22 protein-coding genes and 1 tRNA gene are annotated in these 17,128 nt (G+C 38.3%); 11 read left to right on the forward strand and 12 right to left on the reverse strand.

The annotated features are described in order from the left end of the window. Positions 1–95: 95 nt before the first annotated feature. Positions 96–386 (forward strand): hypothetical protein, encoded by a 291-nt coding sequence (locus AAFN85_RS23115; protein ID WP_347530067.1) that lies wholly within the window; start codon positions 96–98, stop codon positions 384–386. 180 nt (positions 387–566) lie between these two features. Here the strand turns inward: AAFN85_RS23115 and AAFN85_RS23120 are convergent, their stop codons facing one another. Beyond that, positions 567–854 carry a hypothetical protein gene (locus AAFN85_RS23120; RefSeq protein ID WP_347530068.1) on the reverse strand — a complete coding sequence of 96 codons (288 nt, stop codon included), beginning with the start codon at positions 852–854 and terminating at the stop codon, positions 567–569. Positions 855–1,086: 232 nt separating this feature from the next. Between AAFN85_RS23120 and AAFN85_RS23125 the strand changes: the two genes are divergently transcribed. Further along, positions 1,087–1,431 carry a hypothetical protein gene (locus AAFN85_RS23125; protein ID WP_347530069.1) on the forward strand — a complete coding sequence of 115 codons (345 nt, stop codon included), beginning with the start codon at positions 1,087–1,089 and terminating at the stop codon, positions 1,429–1,431. Positions 1,432–2,162: 731 nt separating this feature from the next. On the opposite strand, the gene AAFN85_RS23130 is transcribed toward AAFN85_RS23125, so the two are convergent. From AAFN85_RS23130 to AAFN85_RS23140, 3 genes are all read right to left on the reverse strand, one after another. Then, positions 2,163–2,573 (reverse strand): response regulator, encoded by a 411-nt coding sequence (locus AAFN85_RS23130; protein ID WP_347530070.1) that lies wholly within the window; start codon positions 2,571–2,573, stop codon positions 2,163–2,165. Between the two features lie 85 nt (positions 2,574–2,658). Then, positions 2,659–2,970, reverse strand: a complete 312-nt coding sequence (locus tag AAFN85_RS23135) for a hypothetical protein (RefSeq protein WP_347530072.1) — start codon at positions 2,968–2,970, stop codon at positions 2,659–2,661. A gap of 484 nt (positions 2,971–3,454) precedes the next feature. Further along, positions 3,455–3,868, reverse strand: coding sequence for a helix-turn-helix transcriptional regulator (locus tag AAFN85_RS23140; protein WP_347530074.1), 414 nt, complete (start codon positions 3,866–3,868; stop codon positions 3,455–3,457). 375 nt (positions 3,869–4,243) lie between these two features. On the opposite strand from AAFN85_RS23140, the gene AAFN85_RS23145 reads away from it, so the two are divergent. The 3 genes from AAFN85_RS23145 (at position 4,244) to AAFN85_RS23155 (ending at position 6,353) form a co-directional block, all read left to right on the forward strand. Then, on the forward strand, positions 4,244–4,603 hold the full coding sequence (locus tag AAFN85_RS23145; protein WP_347530076.1) for a helix-turn-helix transcriptional regulator: 360 nt from the start codon (positions 4,244–4,246) through the stop codon (positions 4,601–4,603). Positions 4,604–4,614: 11 nt separating this feature from the next. Next, on the forward strand, positions 4,615–5,013 hold the full coding sequence (locus tag AAFN85_RS23150) for a response regulator (RefSeq protein ID WP_347530077.1): 399 nt from the start codon (positions 4,615–4,617) through the stop codon (positions 5,011–5,013). A 731-nt stretch (positions 5,014–5,744) separates the two neighbouring features. Then, positions 5,745–6,353, forward strand: coding sequence for a DUF4304 domain-containing protein (locus AAFN85_RS23155; protein ID WP_347530079.1), 609 nt, complete (start codon positions 5,745–5,747; stop codon positions 6,351–6,353). Between the two features lie 289 nt (positions 6,354–6,642). On the opposite strand, the gene AAFN85_RS23160 is transcribed toward AAFN85_RS23155, so the two are convergent. Beyond that, a complete protein-coding gene (locus AAFN85_RS23160; protein ID WP_347530080.1) occupies positions 6,643–7,092 on the reverse strand; it encodes a BLUF domain-containing protein in 450 nt (149 codons plus the stop codon). Positions 7,093–9,123: 2,031 nt separating this feature from the next. Here AAFN85_RS23160 and AAFN85_RS23165 point away from each other — a divergent pair. Together AAFN85_RS23165 and AAFN85_RS23170 are read left to right on the forward strand one after the other, a co-directional pair. Then, positions 9,124–9,642: a hypothetical protein gene (locus AAFN85_RS23165; RefSeq protein WP_347530082.1), complete on the forward strand. Its 519-nt coding sequence runs from the start codon at positions 9,124–9,126 to the stop codon at positions 9,640–9,642. Between the two features lie 36 nt (positions 9,643–9,678). Further along, on the forward strand, positions 9,679–10,650 hold the full coding sequence (locus tag AAFN85_RS23170) for a hypothetical protein (RefSeq protein ID WP_347530083.1): 972 nt from the start codon (positions 9,679–9,681) through the stop codon (positions 10,648–10,650). Positions 10,651–10,975: 325 nt separating this feature from the next. On the opposite strand, the gene AAFN85_RS23175 is transcribed toward AAFN85_RS23170, so the two are convergent. The 5 genes from AAFN85_RS23175 to AAFN85_RS23195 all read right to left on the reverse strand — a co-directional run bounded on the left by AAFN85_RS23175 (position 10,976) and on the right by AAFN85_RS23195 (position 13,468). Beyond that, complete coding sequence (locus tag AAFN85_RS23175) at positions 10,976–11,551, reverse strand: sigma-70 family RNA polymerase sigma factor (RefSeq protein ID WP_347530085.1); 576 nt, start codon at positions 11,549–11,551, stop codon at positions 10,976–10,978. A gap of 12 nt (positions 11,552–11,563) precedes the next feature. Then, positions 11,564–11,740, reverse strand: a complete 177-nt coding sequence (locus AAFN85_RS23180) for a twin-arginine translocase TatA/TatE family subunit (protein ID WP_347530086.1) — start codon at positions 11,738–11,740, stop codon at positions 11,564–11,566. A 147-nt stretch (positions 11,741–11,887) separates the two neighbouring features. Beyond that, positions 11,888–12,514 (reverse strand): DUF5712 family protein, encoded by a 627-nt coding sequence (locus AAFN85_RS23185; protein WP_347530088.1) that lies wholly within the window; start codon positions 12,512–12,514, stop codon positions 11,888–11,890. Between the two features lie 8 nt (positions 12,515–12,522). Next, positions 12,523–13,077 (reverse strand): BfmA/BtgA family mobilization protein, encoded by a 555-nt coding sequence (locus AAFN85_RS23190; protein WP_347530090.1) that lies wholly within the window; start codon positions 13,075–13,077, stop codon positions 12,523–12,525. A gap of 10 nt (positions 13,078–13,087) precedes the next feature. After that, the gene (locus tag AAFN85_RS23195; RefSeq protein ID WP_347530091.1) at positions 13,088–13,468 is read right to left on the reverse strand and encodes a hypothetical protein; all 381 of its coding nucleotides are present in this window, start codon (positions 13,466–13,468) and stop codon (positions 13,088–13,090) included. Positions 13,469–13,712: 244 nt separating this feature from the next. Here AAFN85_RS23195 and AAFN85_RS23200 point away from each other — a divergent pair, with 244 nt between their 5' ends. The 4 genes from AAFN85_RS23200 (at position 13,713) to AAFN85_RS23215 (ending at position 15,946) form a co-directional block, all read left to right on the forward strand. Beyond that, positions 13,713–14,099 carry a response regulator gene (locus AAFN85_RS23200; RefSeq protein WP_347530093.1) on the forward strand — a complete coding sequence of 129 codons (387 nt, stop codon included), beginning with the start codon at positions 13,713–13,715 and terminating at the stop codon, positions 14,097–14,099. Between the two features lie 75 nt (positions 14,100–14,174). Then, the gene (locus tag AAFN85_RS23205; RefSeq protein ID WP_347530095.1) at positions 14,175–14,372 is read left to right on the forward strand and encodes a hypothetical protein; all 198 of its coding nucleotides are present in this window, start codon (positions 14,175–14,177) and stop codon (positions 14,370–14,372) included. A 26-nt stretch (positions 14,373–14,398) separates the two neighbouring features. Further along, entirely contained in the window at positions 14,399–15,373 is a 975-nt protein-coding gene (locus tag AAFN85_RS23210) for a recombinase family protein (RefSeq protein ID WP_347530096.1), read from the forward strand. Between the two features lie 18 nt (positions 15,374–15,391). After that, a complete protein-coding gene (locus AAFN85_RS23215) occupies positions 15,392–15,946 on the forward strand; it encodes a hypothetical protein (protein WP_347530097.1) in 555 nt (184 codons plus the stop codon). 541 nt (positions 15,947–16,487) lie between these two features. Here AAFN85_RS23215 and AAFN85_RS23220 read toward each other — a convergent pair. Both AAFN85_RS23220 and hscB read right to left on the reverse strand, forming a co-directional pair. After that, positions 16,488–16,567, reverse strand: a tRNA-Leu gene (locus tag AAFN85_RS23220). 19 nt (positions 16,568–16,586) lie between these two features. After that, on the reverse strand, positions 16,587–17,111 hold the full coding sequence (gene hscB, locus AAFN85_RS23225) for a Fe-S protein assembly co-chaperone HscB (RefSeq protein WP_347530099.1): 525 nt from the start codon (positions 17,109–17,111) through the stop codon (positions 16,587–16,589). Between the last annotated feature and the right edge of the window lie 17 nt (positions 17,112–17,128).

Raw genomic sequence — 17,128 nt, forward strand, 5'->3', positions numbered from 1 at the left:
AAAACGACTAACGGCCTTTAATTGCTTTAAATTTTAAAACATTTTGAGGCAATATCTTCTTGGATAATATAGAAAGTAATTACAACTAACCTCTTATGAATCGAAAAACACTTACTGCGCTAATGCTTGAGTACAAGGCTTTAATGCAGGGCTTTGATGCACTCGACAAATACAAACCACCATTTACAGAGACCGAGCGGGAAGAAATCAGGAATCTCCTAAATGCTCGCGTAAAGTCAGTTGAAATAGATTTAACGCTACTGCAATCATTTGCTGCCGGAGATGAAATATTGGCGACTGATTTGGAAAACAAATTCTTTGAATTTGCATTGGAAGATGTTTTGAATGGAATGCAAATACAACTTTTTTCCCAGGATCAACCTTGAATTTTTGCTTGCCATGTAAAACACGAGAGAGACATGTTTTCAACTTCCATCGGTATTTAAGCATACGCAAACTTGTTATTGATGCGCTTACGGCATAAATGATGGATTCTTGAAGCTGTTTAATGAAGAAAATAGTTTTTCACTCAATTGCTGTTTTTAAATCGCTCACATAAGCTTGCTTTATAACAAATCGTAATACCGTTCCTTTAAAACATTAACGTTCGTAAGTGACCTTTTAAGTTTATTAAACTGGGCATCAACCTCATTGTAAACAGCATCTTCAAGGTCAGCGTCAAATCCGCCCCCTTCAATTTGGTACCAGTCACCGTCTGGAAATTCCTTTCTCGCAATTAATACCGATTTTTCAGGGAATAGAATGGCAAGGCAGAAATACTCTTTGTCGTTGTCCGAATGTAATGAAACTTCGAATTGGTAAGAAATTGTTTCAACAGTAATCGTTAAAAGCATAGGTTATGATTGTAGATTTTTTGACGTTCTATAATTATTTTTTATGACCTGAATGTAGCGTGTAGGCAGACACAGTGTATGATAAATAGTGCAGGGGTAAATTTAAAAATAAAAGATATTTTGTAAAATTAATATAAATAATAAACTTAAAGTTAAAATCACATCAAAATAAAAGCTATTTGTCAATTTGTCGGTATATGTTTTGCTTTAACTAAAGCTAAAACAAAACACTATGAACCGGGATGAAAATAATACAGTTGACAACAATCAGGACTCAACTGCAAATGAAAGTAATGAAGCGCTGGAGAGCAAATTCAACAACGAAACTGTATCATCTGATGATGCAAGATTAGAGGATGAACAATCACACGGGACAGTATCTACGGATGATGCGAGATTGAATGGCGATCAGGTTGATAATAGCCTGGATGGTGACGATGAATTTAATGCTGAAGACGGGGATGATACCTTTGACGATTTACATGACGAATCAACACCACAAACTCCAGTAAATGGAAGTGACGATGATGAGGCAGACCTTTCTACATCTGGATACGACGAAGATCGTACAGAGTAAGATGAACATGCAATGAAAAAGCCTTGGAGCAACCGCTTTAAGGCTTTTTTTGAAAACTGGCTATTGCATAGCTTCAAGAGTATCAATTTCGGCTTACCCAATTTACTGAAAAAGAAATTTCAAGTTAATTTAAGGAGTAGAATAAATGCCTGTTTAGGTGGTGGTGTAAGTAATTAAGAAACACCGTAATAGCCATATCTGTGTACAAAAGGTAAAGAACCATACTTCAAGTCATCTTCACGAAAAGCTTCTTCAAATCCAGTGTTCCGCGAAACGATTGATATTACGGGCACCTTATGATAGTATAGCTTATAAATTTCAAACGTAAGATACGAGTTCACCGTTCCTTGAAGAGAAAGAGGATTAATACCTGGATAATGCGAACCAATTTTTTGTGTAAATAGATCGAGTTGATTCTTAAGGTCGTGGAGTTGAAAAATATTGTGGCTTTGAGGCGCACCTAAAGAGCTTAACAATATTCCTGAATTACTTTCACCAATTTATTGATAGCCGCCTTGTTCTGATGATCCAATATTCTCATAGCTTTTAAAAATATGCTGACATTATTTGTATGAAAACAAAACAAAGCCCGGCATCGCGCCCGACTTTGTTTCCCTAATTAATTTAAACGTATTAACTTAAACTGGCTTTTAACAAATAGAATAAGACGAAAATCTATTATTCCAAAAGCGTCGCAAAGATAGCAGATTTAATGCTCATCCAATGCTTGATTAATTCGAGTAGAAAACAGCCTTTATCTTATCAAAATCGATTGGCTTCGACAGAAAATTTTCAACCCTTGGCTCCGCATTTGATTTTAGGATGTCCAATTTTTTTAGGGAGGATGACAACACGTATATTTTGCTTTTTCCTATGGGATCTATATTCAGGCGATTGAATTCATCTACAAATTGCCATCCGTTCATTACGGGCATTGCAAGATCGAGGAAAATGAAATCGGGCAATAGTTCGTATCCATTAGATTTTAAACTGATAAGTCGTTCGATCGCATCCGCTCCATTTCTAAAAGATTCGATGATGGGATTGTCGAGGGTTTTTCTGATCACTAAGTGAAAGATGAAAGTGTCAATTTCAGAATCTTCAATGAGCAGAATTCTGGCCGGTTGATTTGCTAAAGGCATCCATCTTGAACGACATTTTTTCGACGAATATTGCCTCGTAACAACAATGTTAAGTCAATATGAATAATGAATTATTTGCCAATAACTACGATGATACAATCAAGACTTTTTGGGTTAGAATTTCAGTTAAATTTCCCTTGAAGTTTGCCGTATCGGAAAAAAAAGTCGTTTTAATAGCGCCTTCAATATGCAGCAACATACCTGCTGTCAACCTTGTACCTGCCGGATAATTGCTGTACCGTATCTTATGGGTTTCAAAATGTTCGTTCGGCTCTTCTTTTTTTGCTATGATTTCAACTGTCTCTAATGTGAACCGCATTTCGTTGTGTTCCAAACGAGGAGAATCAACGATCTTGCCGGGTAGAAATACTTTATTGATTCCGTTATTTTTCTGCACTGTTCTTTGCGTTGCTACTGGTTAAAAATTTTTGCCACAAATTAATGTGCGGTTATTGGTCAATTTTACGTGTTTTCCCTATATTTGATGAACCGATTATAAACCGTTGTAAGAAGCCTTAACTATTTGATAACGGTGATTATTAACATGTCTGCCCCCCAGTCTCAGAAACCGTCGTGCCGCTGCGGAGCGCCGCGTTCCAGTTTCCAACGTATTCGAAGAACCACCTTAATGAAAACAATTTTGTTTTGGCTACCGATCAAACGTTATAAATGTTTCCGGTGCTCCAGAAAACATTGGATCTTGGATTAACCGGAACTTTCTTTACTTGGGTATTCTGCTGAAAATGACCAAATATTCCAAAATAAAGAGGTCTATCTTTACCAAGGGGTTGGTGTGTTTCTGTCAGCCTTTTTAAGGGAGTTCGATACAGTACCGCCAAAGCTTATTCCGCGAATGCTTCAGCTCATACAATTATTTTTTTTTAAGCCTTGTTCTTTAAAATTTCTACTTTTTCCCGTTCAGTCTGTAACAGACGTTCATAAAGCTTTTTATTTTCTTCAATTACCTCAAGAAGCTTATCGATTGGATTAAACGTGCAATGGTAAAGCCCACTGTAATTGCTCGACGACCCATCGTAATTGTTTTGAATATTATAGATAGCCTTTTCCTCGTCAAAGTTTTTAATTGCATCTTCTGGAACATTTAAGGCACTGGCTACTTTAGTCAATAATTCAGGCTCAATAATTTCTTTTGCTTCCAGTAACGAAACCCTCTTCTGACTCCATTCGTCGCCAAGGGCAATCGCAAGTGCTTCTTGCTTTAACCCAAGCATTTCGCGAAAGCGTTTTACATTTCGGCCTTGATGGATATTTTTTGGGGTGTCTAAGTTATTCATAAGTCAGTATGTAGCGTGCGGGCAAAAATACACAAATTATCAGAAGGTATGGATTATCTAATATAGAAATAATAACAGGTAAAATATTCTGGAATAAAGCGCTTAGGATTTTATGAAAGATACTTGTACAAAATATCTCTAACCGAAAGTTAGCGGATTGAACAATACCTAATTTGCTTTTTAAAGATATCCGTTGCTGATACAGGTTGTCCAAATTTAACTTAGAAGAACAAAAAAACAATTTAACTCGTATAACCAATAATCGGCAGGCATCTCCATACGATTTTAAAGTGCATTCATCGAATCCTTTTCTATTTTTTGTGTGGCATTAAGATTTAGCACGGCTGCAGAATGATAAATTAAGAATTTAAAATCATGAGTGAAGTCGGAAACAATATCAAGATGCTTCGTCAACAGAAAGGCTGGAATCAGAAACACATATCGGAACTGCTTAATATGTCAACGCCCGCATTCTCGAAAATCGAAACGGGCGTCACAGATGTCAACTTATCTCGCCTCGAACAGATCGCATCAGTATTCGATCTTTCTGTAATAGAGCTCCTCACCCTTCATGAGCCGGATCGTCATGAAGCGACAGACAAGCTCGCTAATATTAGGGAAATGCTTTCCAACCGGGAGGGTCAACTCTTCCAACTTCAAAAAAAAATAATTGAGCTTTATGAGGAATTACATATTCAAAATTCAAAGCCTCGTTTACAGCACGATGCCTTGTAAAATTTAAATGTATGAACTATTCAAATCCCACCAGCGTATTCTCGGTTGATGATGAAATGATCAATAATTTCATTACAAAGTCTATGTTTAGCAAATACTATCCGGCCACAAATGTTACAACCTTTCTTTCGGCCCAGGATGCAATTGATTACCTCCACCAGCTAACTATAGAACATCGTCCCCATCCCGAGTATTTATTCCTTGACCTTAACATGAAGGGCATGGACGGTTGGGAATTTTTAAAAATTTATCACGAACGCGGTTTTACAAAAATGGGGACCCGTGTTGTCATTCTCACTTCATCAGTCTTTAAAAAAGATATCGAAATGGCAAAATCAATTGATTTTGTTCATGAGATCATCAGTAAACCTTTAACTTACGAGCACATCGAGATGGTTATGAAGATTTAACCGTTTGATAGCGTAGCACCCAATCGATTTTGACCACTATAACTTGTTTATGACACCGATTACTTGCCGGTTATTTTACAGCGATATTTTTATATGCCGTATGAACTCTGTGATAATTTAAGTTACTACGGTATCGCATTCAGCTGATATTCTCTAAAAATTTAACACTTTATTTACCCATTATCCAATGGAAACCTCAAAGGCAGCAGGAGGCCAAATAGGTAAACACGAATTCACGTTTTCTTGCGCTTTTTAATAACGATACGAATTCCGTGCTTCCAGTATTGTTCGAAAGAAATCACGCTAACAAAGTTGATTAGCTGCATCAGTAATTTAAACTTCAAATTGTTCATGTTGCAATACGGTTTTTTATTTTGTACGGACTTTAGAGACAAAAGTTCTGAAAGTCAACCGTTAAGTTGAAATGTGAACAGCTGAAAAAGCGGCGGGTCCCTTAGAATCTTATGTTAGACATAGGACTTTTTAATTTAATAAATTAGAGACCAGTATCAGGGCGTAGTGAGGGCAATCGTGTAACGGTCTTAGATTGCTGTCCGCTGGAGTATATGCCCGTAAAAATCAGATAAGTTTATTAAGCACGCAACCATAAAAATTTTAAAACGTATAAACCCCATAAATTTTATGGGCCGGTTAGATCAATCAGCTTGCCAGCAATGCCGCATCCTAATAAAAATTTAAACATAACACCTTGAAACCTTAAAAAAACAGCAGTGCCTGCCGAAGAAAAATTTAATATAGTGCTCGAAGATGGGTTTGCGGAATTACTAAAGCCCCGCGGATTTGAAAACAAAGGAAATAATTTCTATTTAAAGCTTAATGGCTTAGGGCACCTGATAAATGTTCAAAAAAGTGCCTGGGGCACAAGAGAACATAATAAGTTCACAATTAATATCGGCATTTTCGTTCCGAAAGTATGGTTAGCATTTTTCAATTTTTCTCATAAAGAGGTTCCGGATTTTCCTCGTGACGTGGATTGCCTTATCCGAAAAAGAATTGGCACGCTTAAAAACAAGAGTGACAATTGGTATAGGTTATCTAAGGAAACTCCTGAAAGCGATTTGTTGAATCAAGTGCATTCTGATATCCAAAACTATATCTTACCCTATCTCAGCAACTTTGATACTATAGAGAAGTTGCTTACTAACCTTGAGCAAGAAGAAATGCCATTATTTCCAATGGGAAAAATGGTTACCTACAGTGAATTCAACTTGTTCGAACATGCCAAACATGAGTACCAGCAGCTGCTAAGGGAATACACCGACGACGGGTTTCAAAATAAAGTGAAAGAATTTGGTAAAAAGTATAAGCTTGACAGATAAGATGCAAGCAGTTAATTGATCGGGGTTGCAATTAGCGTCTTAGTGGATTGTTTTAAAAGTTGATGATCAAAGTCCAAGGATTTGCGCTTAATATCTTCAAATTACTTGTCTGCACCTGATCATGGGTCAAACTACTTCTTAGATCCGTAAAATAAAAACGGGCACTAAGTGCCCGTTTAACAATTTAACCGTTCCTAAACAATCCTAAATAATGTAAACTATCGGCGGGCGCTATTGTTTTGCGATCTTGCCCCTATATTCTGTCATTTATATTCGGGTTTAAAAATGATCACTTCGCCCGAAGCGCATAAAAGTTTTTAAGATATTCAAGCGGAATATTAATTCGGCGGCTTTCGACGTTAAATAGTTCGTTATCAAGGTAGCAATTCATATCATTACCGAGCTCATTGGTCGCCTGCGCTTGAAAACCCATTGCCCAATCCGGGAAGTCTCGCGAATCTATTTTCTTTCGGATTAGTAAAGTGACATTCCGGTGTCGGCGGTCTGCCTTTATACGATTGAAAGTATCTGAAACAACCTCCTTGGGCCCCTCGATGATCTGGATAAACCTGCCTTGCAAACCGCCATAAATCTCGGTTCTTATGTAAAGTAGCATACCGGTGACGCCATCTTTCTTGTTCAGTTCACGACACTCTCTTAACAACGACACGAGATCGTCATCTTCCATCAATTTTACTGCTTTACTAAAGTAGATAATTTGCTGTAACGGTTCATTCATTTATTTATAGCGTGTTTTATATATGCGTCAAAAAGCTGGGATTTCAAGCTTTTGTTGTTCGTCGAAAGGTTGCTAAGCAAGAACCCGCATTTTTCCTCAAGCCTGACCAAAATCCCGATGTCAGCTTCAGATTGGGTGCATAAGAAAATATTTTGAATGTTCCTGCTTTGGGTTTGATTTTCAGTATTGATGAATAATAATTAATAACAATGGTACGGCCTCGCGCTATACCATTGTCGAATAAAACCTTATTAATTTTGCCGACACTTGTCCGGCGGATGAATATGCAGCAAAGATAGGGTAATTAGTTAATCATCTGAGCCGTCTTGATCATAACTGGATATTAATTCCAAAGCTCATTCAGATGTATTGGTTAAATAAACTACCTGAAGGAATTATTGCACTGTTCATAACTTCTGACAAACAATATAAAGATAGATCGGAAGCCAAATAGGACATGTTGCACGTTATTTTGAGAACGTATTTCAATATCACCAAAATTTACAAGATGACAATTTAATCGTTTAATTTTCGTTTTAATTATTTGGCTTTCATTTGTAGACGACGAATTAACACTTAATTTTAGTACCCCCAATAAATATGTTTTAGGCCTGCAGGAGCAGGCCCTTTTACGTTAGCAAATAAATTTATTACAATTTAGCATAGATACTTGCGGGATCCCCGTAAACCACTTGGGTCTATTACATCACCATTGTTAAACGGCGACGTAAATTGCTCATGTCAAAAATGTGCGAAATGTGCAGCATGCTTTATTTTAGAGACAACATTACAAATCGCTTTGAAGCCGCGCTAACAATTTGTTCAAAGCCAATGATTTTCCACAACACGTGTTTTAGTGTACAATTTTTCGCGTCACGGGTAACTATTTCCACGAGTACCGCATCTTCGTAGTTAAAGCGACTTTCGAACTTATGCAACTTGATTTATGAACGTCTTTTGAAAGCTATACCACCGTATTACGTTAACAATTTCCTCTAAATCGGGGCAACTCTCAGAAATCACTTGAAAACCTAATTCGCGGTTCAATATTGTGGCAAAAATCATCTCGCCATCGTACGGAGATTCCATGGCGTACTCTGCCGGGCCAATTACCCTTATTTGGCAGTTAAGTTCGGGAACAATGATAACCTCTATTCCGACTATCGAAGTAAGGTGGCAATTACAATCCATGTTCCTTACTAAACAAATCTCAATCCAATATATTTGTGAACTTAGGACAATTAAGCTATTTTAAGGAAATACACGTTGGCAAGGCTTAGTTTATTGAGTTTGCTTAGGGGATTTCAAATTGTTCCACTAATCTATGATAGGGATTGGTGATAACGGTGTTTGCTAACATGCAGTTGATGTTACCGGTGTAAACTTTCCGTGAATTCGCACGACAACTCTTAAATCGTAATGGAGTTTTTTTCAAAATTTCTTCCACTAATATACTCGCTTAATCAACTCATCGTCGAAAGTGTTGAATCTATTTTTTACCCCAAAAAGCTCTAAGTATTTTATACCTATCGCAAAACACCAGAATAATACAATATGTATTATATAGAAAAACCTAAATGTCAGTCGTTGATAATTGTTTACAAGCCCTTAAAAACTTGGCACTTAAAAAAACCGGCATCTCAGTGATGAAGGCTCATTATGCACGGCATATTTCCTGTGCTGTTTTTAAGGAAACTAATTATGAAATTTCAGAAATAGCTATTCTACGTACATTTAATTTCCTACCTGCAAAATTTCCTCCTTCGTATTATACTAAAGACGTGTTAGCATTATATTGTGGATATGAAAATTACTTTGAGTTTTGCAGAAACAGTAAGTTGTAATTGACTCGGAGACTTAGGGCGCATAAGTAAAATCTAATATTTGCAAGATTGGCTCAACTTTTTAACTCATTTTTCCAGATTTGACTGAGTTATCCCAATTCGCATCTTCGATAACCTTCAAAAGAATTGAATAATCAAATGAGCAGTTTGAATTTTGTTAATTAACAGACATTAAAAAAGAAATGCTATGCGAGGTGACGAACATTATGTACCATGGGAGCACTATCCTAAATTCCTGCTTTTTAATGAAATCCGCGATCCGTATCGCGCGTTACGAGATGCTTTTTGGGGCGAAGAACCAGAAAGGAATAAACGTTTGCTGGAACAATTAAAAACATTTGCACTGAGCGATGCACATTATCAGGGTGGCAAAGAAGGCCCTGCAAAAATGGTGCAGGCGGTAAACGAGTGGGTGCGGATGATAGAGATCTGTTATATTTTGTGGCTCGACAGAAAAACCCCCGATGATTGGGATAAGGCCGAAATTGTCGAAGGGAGTGAATTGTGGTTTGCAAGACATACATGGAAATATTTTCCGGATGATTTGTCGTTCTACGAAGAGCGCAATCCATATATAGTTTTCAGACGAATCTTTGGCTATATCGGCTTGCAGGACCTCCGTGACTACTTCGATTACTGGCTTTACTCAGCCCTTAGCAATAAGGCATTGACAGTAGAAGAATTCGAAGGCAATATGCCCCAATGATTTGACGACCTATTAAAACTACACTCGGCAGCTTATATGGTCGAACAACTTGCTATTGGCGCGGTGTGGGAAACCCTTACTACAAATAACGGCCATCATTTATCTTATACCAAAGACGGCAGGAAGGTCATCACGCTCATGGAGGATACGGAAAATTACAATCTTTACGATTGGAAGTTGCCACGGGCACTTAAACGCAAAAACAGATTAGAGAAGGAATTTAAATTCGGGGAAATGGCCGAGACTCTCGTAAAAGAATTTCCATTTATCCGGCACGTATGCCACCTGGGCGCTCTACCATATGCGGACAGGATTTACCCGTTAATTTTAGTTGATGATCAGGTTGGACTAACAGAAGTTGAGATATCGGATAAAATTCAATCTGACAGGCTTGGAAAAACCTTTATCGTTCCCATCGTTTATAAAGTCAAAGACGCTTTAAATGAAATCAAAACGAATCCACGCTTTTGGGAATGGGTAGTTTATGCAGGGATAGTATTATATACCGATCAGGACCTTGTAATTCCGAACCCTGAATATGTGACGGTCGAAATGCATAAGGCAGTGTTGGAAAGGTGCTGGAAGAACGCTCATAAAGAGAGCCGCAGCCTGTTAAAACGAATAGAAACCCACTTGAAGAAGGACGAATACAAGTCTGCAATATCATTCATGATTAAAGCGATTGAAACTGTACAAAGATGTGCAATAGAGCTTAAATTGGGATACAACAGACAGGACGGAAGATTTGCCAAACTGCAACAGATAATTAGCCTGTTCACTGATGATTACCAATATATCCTTTACAAGGATACGGATGATGAAACAGAGTTTGTTTTCTACAATCTTTTTGATAAAAGATATCCAAAGCCTAAAGCGAAAAATTTCAAAGCCGAAAAATCCATTTTGGAAACTGCCGTAAAAAAGATTGAACAATACCTGTCAAGAACTGAAAAGCTATATAATCAACAAATTGCATTTCTTGAGTATTCTTTGGGTAAGTTTTCGTGAGCAAATACCCTCAAATAAAATATGACATGTTTTAGGATACTTTAGAAACGCTGAAAATAGATTATCCGGATTTTCATTGTGAAATTTGTATTGTACCGCCAAGGAACGAGTGGAGGCAACGGCCAAGGCCGGCGAAAGCAAACGCAGGGACGTGAAATTCACGCCCCTGCCCGCTTAGCCGGAAACACGGAATTATTAGAATTGATCCAACTGAAAATAATTTTTCTAAACCGGTTAATGCGTTGGTTTCGGCGACACTATGTCTACTATCTGTCTCCGATCAACGAACAGTCATTTGAATGGACTGCTAAACCCTGATGGTAAATTAGGAGGCTTTAGCCAAAACTTCCGTCGAATAATAAATTCTAAGACGTTTGATCGCTCTTACAGCCCTCGTTTTAATAGTACCCAATGGAATTTGCAACACTTCCGCCACTTCAGCATGGGTGTAACCTTGATAATAAATAAGATCAATGATCGCCCTTTCTTTATCTGGTAACCTCTGTGTATAGGATCTTAGAAATCGAATATCTACCTGCAAGCTGCAAACTTCATCTTCATAAAACTCCTCGTTGAAATCTGAAAGCTTTTGGTGTCGATGGCTGTTTCTAAAGTCCTTTGAACGTCGTTGGTCAATTGCCAGGTTACGCGCAATATTTGACATCCAAGTATAAAGGCGACCTTTATTTTCGTCATACGAATGAAAATTATGCCATATCCTAATGAAGCAATCCTGAAGAACATCTTCACTAACAGCTTCATCAATAACAATACGACTAATAACGCCGTAAAGCGAACTACTATACATACTGTAAAGTGCTTTGGCCCCATTTGGATGACGTTCCCTGATGAGCCTAATGAGGTGCGCTTCAGGAAAAGTTAGATTTCTTTTTTGTCCCATGCCGCCCTTATCTTATAACTGCGTCTTAGGACTTTCGGATGCCTGTTCAGATTGATCTCCATTCTGGGCATCTTTAAATTCTTTCATGCCTTTTCCAAGACCCTTCATCATTTCTGGTATTTTTTTTCCGCCGAACAATAACAGTACAGCTATTAAGATCAGTATGATCTCTGGTGCGCCTAATCCCATGGTGTTTTTTTAGGTAGATAGATATCAATTAGCCGGGGTTAAAAATAACCAGCCTTTAAACTTATACTTTAATGTATAACCGTTACTTAAATAAATAAGTGTTATTATCAAACTTACGCAAATATGAGTGGGATGGATTTTGCAAAACTATAATAACTTCACCTGACTCTTTAGAGGCCGACCGGTTAAACTGTCCGACCTTTTAGAATTCTCCGCGTTTGAACCCCGTGATTTATTCAACGGACTGAGCTTGATCTTGTTCGTAATATCTCTTTGGCTAACGATAACCTGAATGGGCATTTGTTCGCCGGGCTTCACCTCCCCGCGTTTTCTAAAACCTTTTTTTACTTCAGCATCTTTGTGATTGAAATAACGGTGAGTTTCCAGTTTACCGAACCATAGCAGATCGCTGTTGCTTTTTATGCCGGGTCGATTAAAGTTTTTTGCGTATTCGTCCATGATACCAACTGCAAAGGCTTTCAGCATATCTTTGGCACCATCCTCACCATATTGTGATTTAAGCCAGGCTATTTCTTTCTGACTGGGGCTGATATTGATCAGAAAAAATTCAGCATCGTCCCGGCCTAATTTGGCGATATTGTCATCCAGCCTGCTACCAACTTCATGTGGCAAAATGCCATTGCTTGCACCGTTGAACCAACTCTCCGGCTCATGCCTTTCAATTAGGCGGTTCTCTTTTTCAAGATAATGAACCAATTGTTTACTGCTTTCTTCGTTATTTCCAGCTTCGCTGTCGGTGATATTGATATACATCGTGGCTTCTATAAGTCTGTTATCTGTTTTCTAAAAGTTTCCGCCAGTTCATCTTTTTCCCTGTTCTTGAAGCTGCCGAGTTCCTCGCGCATTTTAATATAGCCGGTAAGGATTACAAGGAATTTCGCTTTAAGCTTTTCTTTGGTATCGATCCGGCTGTAAACAGCCTGAAGCAGCTTGTCGGTTTCCTTTTGCCTGGAAGCTTGTGTTTCCTGACCTGTTAGAATGGCTTTGTTAGCGTTGACTACCTGCTCATTAAAGTATCTGACTATTTCGCGTTGGTTGTTGATCATCCGGTCAACTTCTTCTTTTAAGGGTATGAGCAGCGTATCTTCCTGGGTACGGATAAACCGTATATAGATATCGTGGTTTTTGGCGAGCGATGTCTTCAGCATTTCGTCGCTGATATCCGCAGGATCTTTTTTTGTCTTGTAAAAATATTCGACCATCAACCCGAAGAGTTGAAGTTTACTGCGGTTTAGCTTCTGCGCCAGCTTTCCAAACTTTTCGTCCAGTGCATCGGAGAACCGTAGGGTTTTCGTATGTCCATCCTTATTACTCATCCTGTCGTTTTTAGTGGTGGGTTATAACCAGGGTTATACTTTTTTCGATGTTTTTAATATAGCCTGCGCTACAACTTATACCCGGAGTATAAGTTAAATCCTCGTAGCGAAGCGTAGAGCAAGCAAAGTAGGGCTCTGCCCAACTTCCGCTTGCTCCATTTTTTTCAAAAAAATGGACGCGTAAAAAACGGAAACCGGGCCGCTTGCGGCCTGGTATTTGATTGAGTTTGCTAACTGGATTCGGACTTGCGGCCAAGATGGTCAAGCGGAACAAAAGAGCGTAAAAGCTGCCTGATCCGCTGTCGCGGCTCGGTGCGAATACGTTTAATTTTAGAGATATGGCCTTGAACTTGCGGCCCTTGAGATCGGATATGACTTCACTGTTTTTCATGATTATCTGAATTGATAATCAAAGGTGGGTACCAATATTTCATGGATTAGGCAACTTGCCTAAAATTTAAGTATTGCATCTATTTTACGAACGAAATGAATATCTTGAAAACACGAATAGTATCGCAAAACAATTATTCTTTAATTGTTGTTCTACACAACAACTGTACATTCCTATTTCAATAGCGCACGTTTAAATTTTCATACTCTTACCTTGCAATTGTTTATTTAGGCAACATTCTGTTATGACTAATAAACGCATTTTAATACTTGATGATAACGAGTCCATACTGGAAGTCGTCACTGAAGCCCTTATTTACGAAAATTTTGAAGTTATGAATATTTCCTGGGGCTACCAGTTATTAGAGGCGGTAAGTGATTTTGCACCAGATCTTATTTTAATGGATTACCGACTTGCAGACACTAATGGAGGTGATCTGTCGCAGCAATTAAAAGGTAATCCCGAATTTCGGCATATCCCTATAATTATTTTCTCTGCATACTTCAATGCAGCAGACGCAGATCAACCCGAAAGTTGCGACGGGATATTATATAAACCTTTTGATCTCGAAGAATTGCTGAAAATTGTGCACATGCATATCAATCAGGGGCCTGTTAAACAACGGGTTTGACGATGAAATTTTAGGCTACTTGCCTAATTCTTTATTATTATGTCTACAATATTGTATCTGATAAACAGGTATGATATGCAAATCATTTATTCCAATAAACGAAATGTTACGCCCGCTAAAGCCGTCGAAATATTAGCCGGATATGGCACGAAAGTCACCCTTGAAGAAGCCAAAATAATTTTGGATTTCATGTATAAATTTGGTAAATTAGCTCTAGAAGCAGAGTTTAATGCACTGGAAATCAAGTTCAAACAAAAATCAAAAATACGTTAACGTTTTTTTGAATATCAAATAAAACTATGAGAATAGCTGATTTATATATTAGGGTAAGTACTGATGAACAAGCGGATAAAGGCTACTCACAACGTCTTCAGGAAGATGTGCTTTTAAAGTATTGTGAGATCAACGCTATTAAGGTTAGAAAAATCATTTTTGAAGATCATTCTGCTAAAACATTTGAACGGCCAGAGTGGATAAAGTTGCTTGCTGAATTAAAGAAGTATAAAGGCAAAACAGATTTGGTACTATTTACCAAGTGGGACAGATTTAGCCGTAACGCAAGTGATGCCTACCAAATGATCAGCACATTGCGAAAAATCGGCGTAGAGCCGCAAGCAATTGAACAGCCGTTGGATATGAATATCCCGGAAAATAAGATGATGCTTGCCGTTTACCTCACCACACCCGAAATAGAAAACGACCGTAGGGCATTGAATGTAAAAACAGGTATGCGCCAGGCTCGAAAGGAAGGCAGGTGGTTAGGTGTTGCGCCTCCCGGCTATATAAATAAGACCAGGGAGAACGGTACGAAGTATGTTGCCATAGACGAACCGGAAGCAACACACATGCGATGGTCATTTGAACAAATAGCAGAGGGCGTGTTTACCACACAGGAGATTTGGAAAATGGCTAAACACCGAGGTTTAAAATGCAGCGCGACAAGTTTCAGGACGGCTTTAAGAAATGTTGGCTACTGTGGCAAGGTTTTAGTACCTGCCTATAAAAATGAAGAAATGCAGATTGTACAGGGATTACATCAACCACTTATATCAGAAGTCTTGTTTTATAAAGCACAAGAGATGATGGATGGGAGGGTAAGAGATATTGGTATCAATAGTTCCCACGGCATCTTGGTAGTTGTCCCTGACAAGTTACCTTTAAGAGGATTTCTTAAATGCTCTCGTTGCAGCCGTTTACTGACTGGTAGTGCATCTAAAGGTAGAAACGATTATTACCATTACTATCATTGTCAACCATCTTGTGGTTGTCGTTAAAAGGCCGAGCATGTTAATATGGCTTTTTTGACAAAGCTTCGTGAGTTTATTCCTAAACCAGGGATGGGTGAATTATACAAGGAGGTTATACTTGATTTATATAATGGTGGGAGTGATTATTTCCGTACTGAAAGAAAAAACTATATAACCCAGATTACGGAAAATAATAACCGTATAACTAAAGCGAGGGAGTTGCTGCTATCCGATGATATTAGCGGCAGTGACTATAAAACAATCAAAGCAGAGGCTGAAGAAAAAATCATGATATTGGAAGCCCGGCTAAATGATTTTATAGCCAATACAGCGGTAACTGTAGATATTTATAATTTAGTTTACAAAGCAGTCGAAAATCTTAAAAAGCTTGATCTGTTGTATTTAAACGCAGATATTGGCCATCAACGGGATATTATTGGTTCGATCTTTCTTGAAAAATGGAGTTTTGATGGTTTAATACATCGAACCGGAAAACTGAATGCAGCAGTAGAGCTTATCTATCTGATTAACAGCACTTCACCAAAAAACCAAAGCCGTGTTAGAACTAAAATTCGTCCTAATCACGGCTTTGTACTCTAAACCGGAGTCGAACCGAAACGGCTTCGATGCGTATTAGCACTAACGCATCTTTGAATTCCTTTGTGTTGGGTTTGCAGTTTTATATTTTAAAATAGTTATCTTTGTTTAATAAGCACAAGCGATTTGATTATTTAAGGGTGATCTATTAGGTGACCTCAAATTGAATAGAATTAGAAAGCATTGATTTACAGTGGACATTGGATAGGTGATTGTTCCCTAACTCTCCGCCTTCGATCGCTGTAGCGATCTTCGGCGGACGAAGTCCACTGAAGGAAGCGAAAGTGATTATCGCCCGCTAAAGGGTCTAAGCTGTAAAAAAGGGCTTAATATCAAATTATAAAAAAAGCCTGCAATTAATTGCAGGCTTTTTTTTATGTCAAACGCTCAAAATTACCTCCATATCTTATTGGGTCATATTCTAATTTCAAAACAAATACCTTTTCTTGTTCGCTTATAAGATTTTTGCTTGCCCCAGAATGCTATCTAATCAGAAAAAAAGTGATAAAAACAGCAAAGCCCCGATATTACTATCGAGGCTTTGTACCCAGAGCCGGAGTCGAACCGGCACGGTTTCCCACAGGTGTTTGAGACCAGCGCGTCTACCAATTCCGCCATCTGGGCATTTTGTAAGTGTATTCCCTTACAAGCGGGCTGCAAATGTAGATAAACTCTCCCTAATTCGCAACAAATATTTTTGCTTATAGTAAACATTTGCAATGTCTACCAGACGGCTTTCTTTGGCCGTATCGTCTAATTGCTCATAGCCATCGGTTAGCGTTGCCAACTCCTCGTTTATATCACCCTCAATGGCAAGTGTTTCTGAAGTGATGCTTGCTAATTCTCCGGCATTCTCAACTTCCATCAGGCGCTCGTTAATGTCCATCATTTCCATTAAAAAATCTGCAGGCAATTGTGGTTTTGCCCCTTCAGATACTAAGTCATGAAGTTGCAAAATGTATTCAAGTCGCTTCGCTGGGTCGTTAAGTGCCAGGTAAGCTTTGTTATTTAGGGTGGATAGTTCCAGGATCTCCTGCTGTTTTTCATCGCCCTCGTTAGCGTAAAAATCGGGATGGTAAAGCTTGCTCAGCTTGTAAAACTCTTTTTTAAGCGCTGCCTGATCAACGTTAAATGACTCGGGGATGCCATAAAATTCAAAATAGTTCATAAAGCAAAGATAGTTAT

The organism is Mucilaginibacter sp. CAU 1740 (genome assembly GCF_039839285.1).
GTDB lineage: Bacteria > Bacteroidota > Bacteroidia > Sphingobacteriales > Sphingobacteriaceae > Mucilaginibacter.

Excerpts from the sequence above, each read along its gene's own strand:
- AAFN85_RS23160 (WP_347530080.1), bottom strand. The coding sequence starts at position 7,092 with ATGAATGAACCGTTACAGCAAATTATCTACTTTAGTAAAGCAGTAAAA.
- hscB (WP_347530099.1), bottom strand. The coding sequence starts at position 17,111 with ATGAACTATTTTGAATTTTATGGCATCCCCGAGTCATTTAACGTTGAT.
- AAFN85_RS23115 (WP_347530067.1), top strand. The coding sequence starts at position 96 with ATGAATCGAAAAACACTTACTGCGCTAATGCTTGAGTACAAGGCTTTA.
- AAFN85_RS23175 (WP_347530085.1), bottom strand. The coding sequence starts at position 11,551 with ATGGGACAAAAAAGAAATCTAACTTTTCCTGAAGCGCACCTCATTAGG.
- AAFN85_RS23145 (WP_347530076.1), top strand. The coding sequence starts at position 4,244 with ATGAGTGAAGTCGGAAACAATATCAAGATGCTTCGTCAACAGAAAGGC.
- AAFN85_RS23125 (WP_347530069.1), top strand. The coding sequence starts at position 1,087 with ATGAACCGGGATGAAAATAATACAGTTGACAACAATCAGGACTCAACT.
- AAFN85_RS23170 (WP_347530083.1), top strand. The coding sequence starts at position 9,679 with ATGGTCGAACAACTTGCTATTGGCGCGGTGTGGGAAACCCTTACTACA.
- AAFN85_RS23195 (WP_347530091.1), bottom strand. The coding sequence starts at position 13,468 with ATGAAAAACAGTGAAGTCATATCCGATCTCAAGGGCCGCAAGTTCAAG.
- AAFN85_RS23120 (WP_347530068.1), bottom strand. The coding sequence starts at position 854 with ATGCTTTTAACGATTACTGTTGAAACAATTTCTTACCAATTCGAAGTT.
- AAFN85_RS23215 (WP_347530097.1), top strand. The coding sequence starts at position 15,392 with ATGGCTTTTTTGACAAAGCTTCGTGAGTTTATTCCTAAACCAGGGATG.
- AAFN85_RS23150 (WP_347530077.1), top strand. The coding sequence starts at position 4,615 with ATGAACTATTCAAATCCCACCAGCGTATTCTCGGTTGATGATGAAATG.
- AAFN85_RS23210 (WP_347530096.1), top strand. The coding sequence starts at position 14,399 with ATGAGAATAGCTGATTTATATATTAGGGTAAGTACTGATGAACAAGCG.
- AAFN85_RS23130 (WP_347530070.1), bottom strand. The coding sequence starts at position 2,573 with ATGCCTTTAGCAAATCAACCGGCCAGAATTCTGCTCATTGAAGATTCT.
- AAFN85_RS23200 (WP_347530093.1), top strand. The coding sequence starts at position 13,713 with ATGACTAATAAACGCATTTTAATACTTGATGATAACGAGTCCATACTG.
- AAFN85_RS23185 (WP_347530088.1), bottom strand. The coding sequence starts at position 12,514 with ATGTATATCAATATCACCGACAGCGAAGCTGGAAATAACGAAGAAAGC.
- AAFN85_RS23140 (WP_347530074.1), bottom strand. The coding sequence starts at position 3,868 with ATGAATAACTTAGACACCCCAAAAAATATCCATCAAGGCCGAAATGTA.
- AAFN85_RS23165 (WP_347530082.1), top strand. The coding sequence starts at position 9,124 with ATGCGAGGTGACGAACATTATGTACCATGGGAGCACTATCCTAAATTC.
- AAFN85_RS23180 (WP_347530086.1), bottom strand. The coding sequence starts at position 11,740 with ATGGGATTAGGCGCACCAGAGATCATACTGATCTTAATAGCTGTACTG.
- AAFN85_RS23190 (WP_347530090.1), bottom strand. The coding sequence starts at position 13,077 with ATGAGTAATAAGGATGGACATACGAAAACCCTACGGTTCTCCGATGCA.
- AAFN85_RS23205 (WP_347530095.1), top strand. The coding sequence starts at position 14,175 with ATGCAAATCATTTATTCCAATAAACGAAATGTTACGCCCGCTAAAGCC.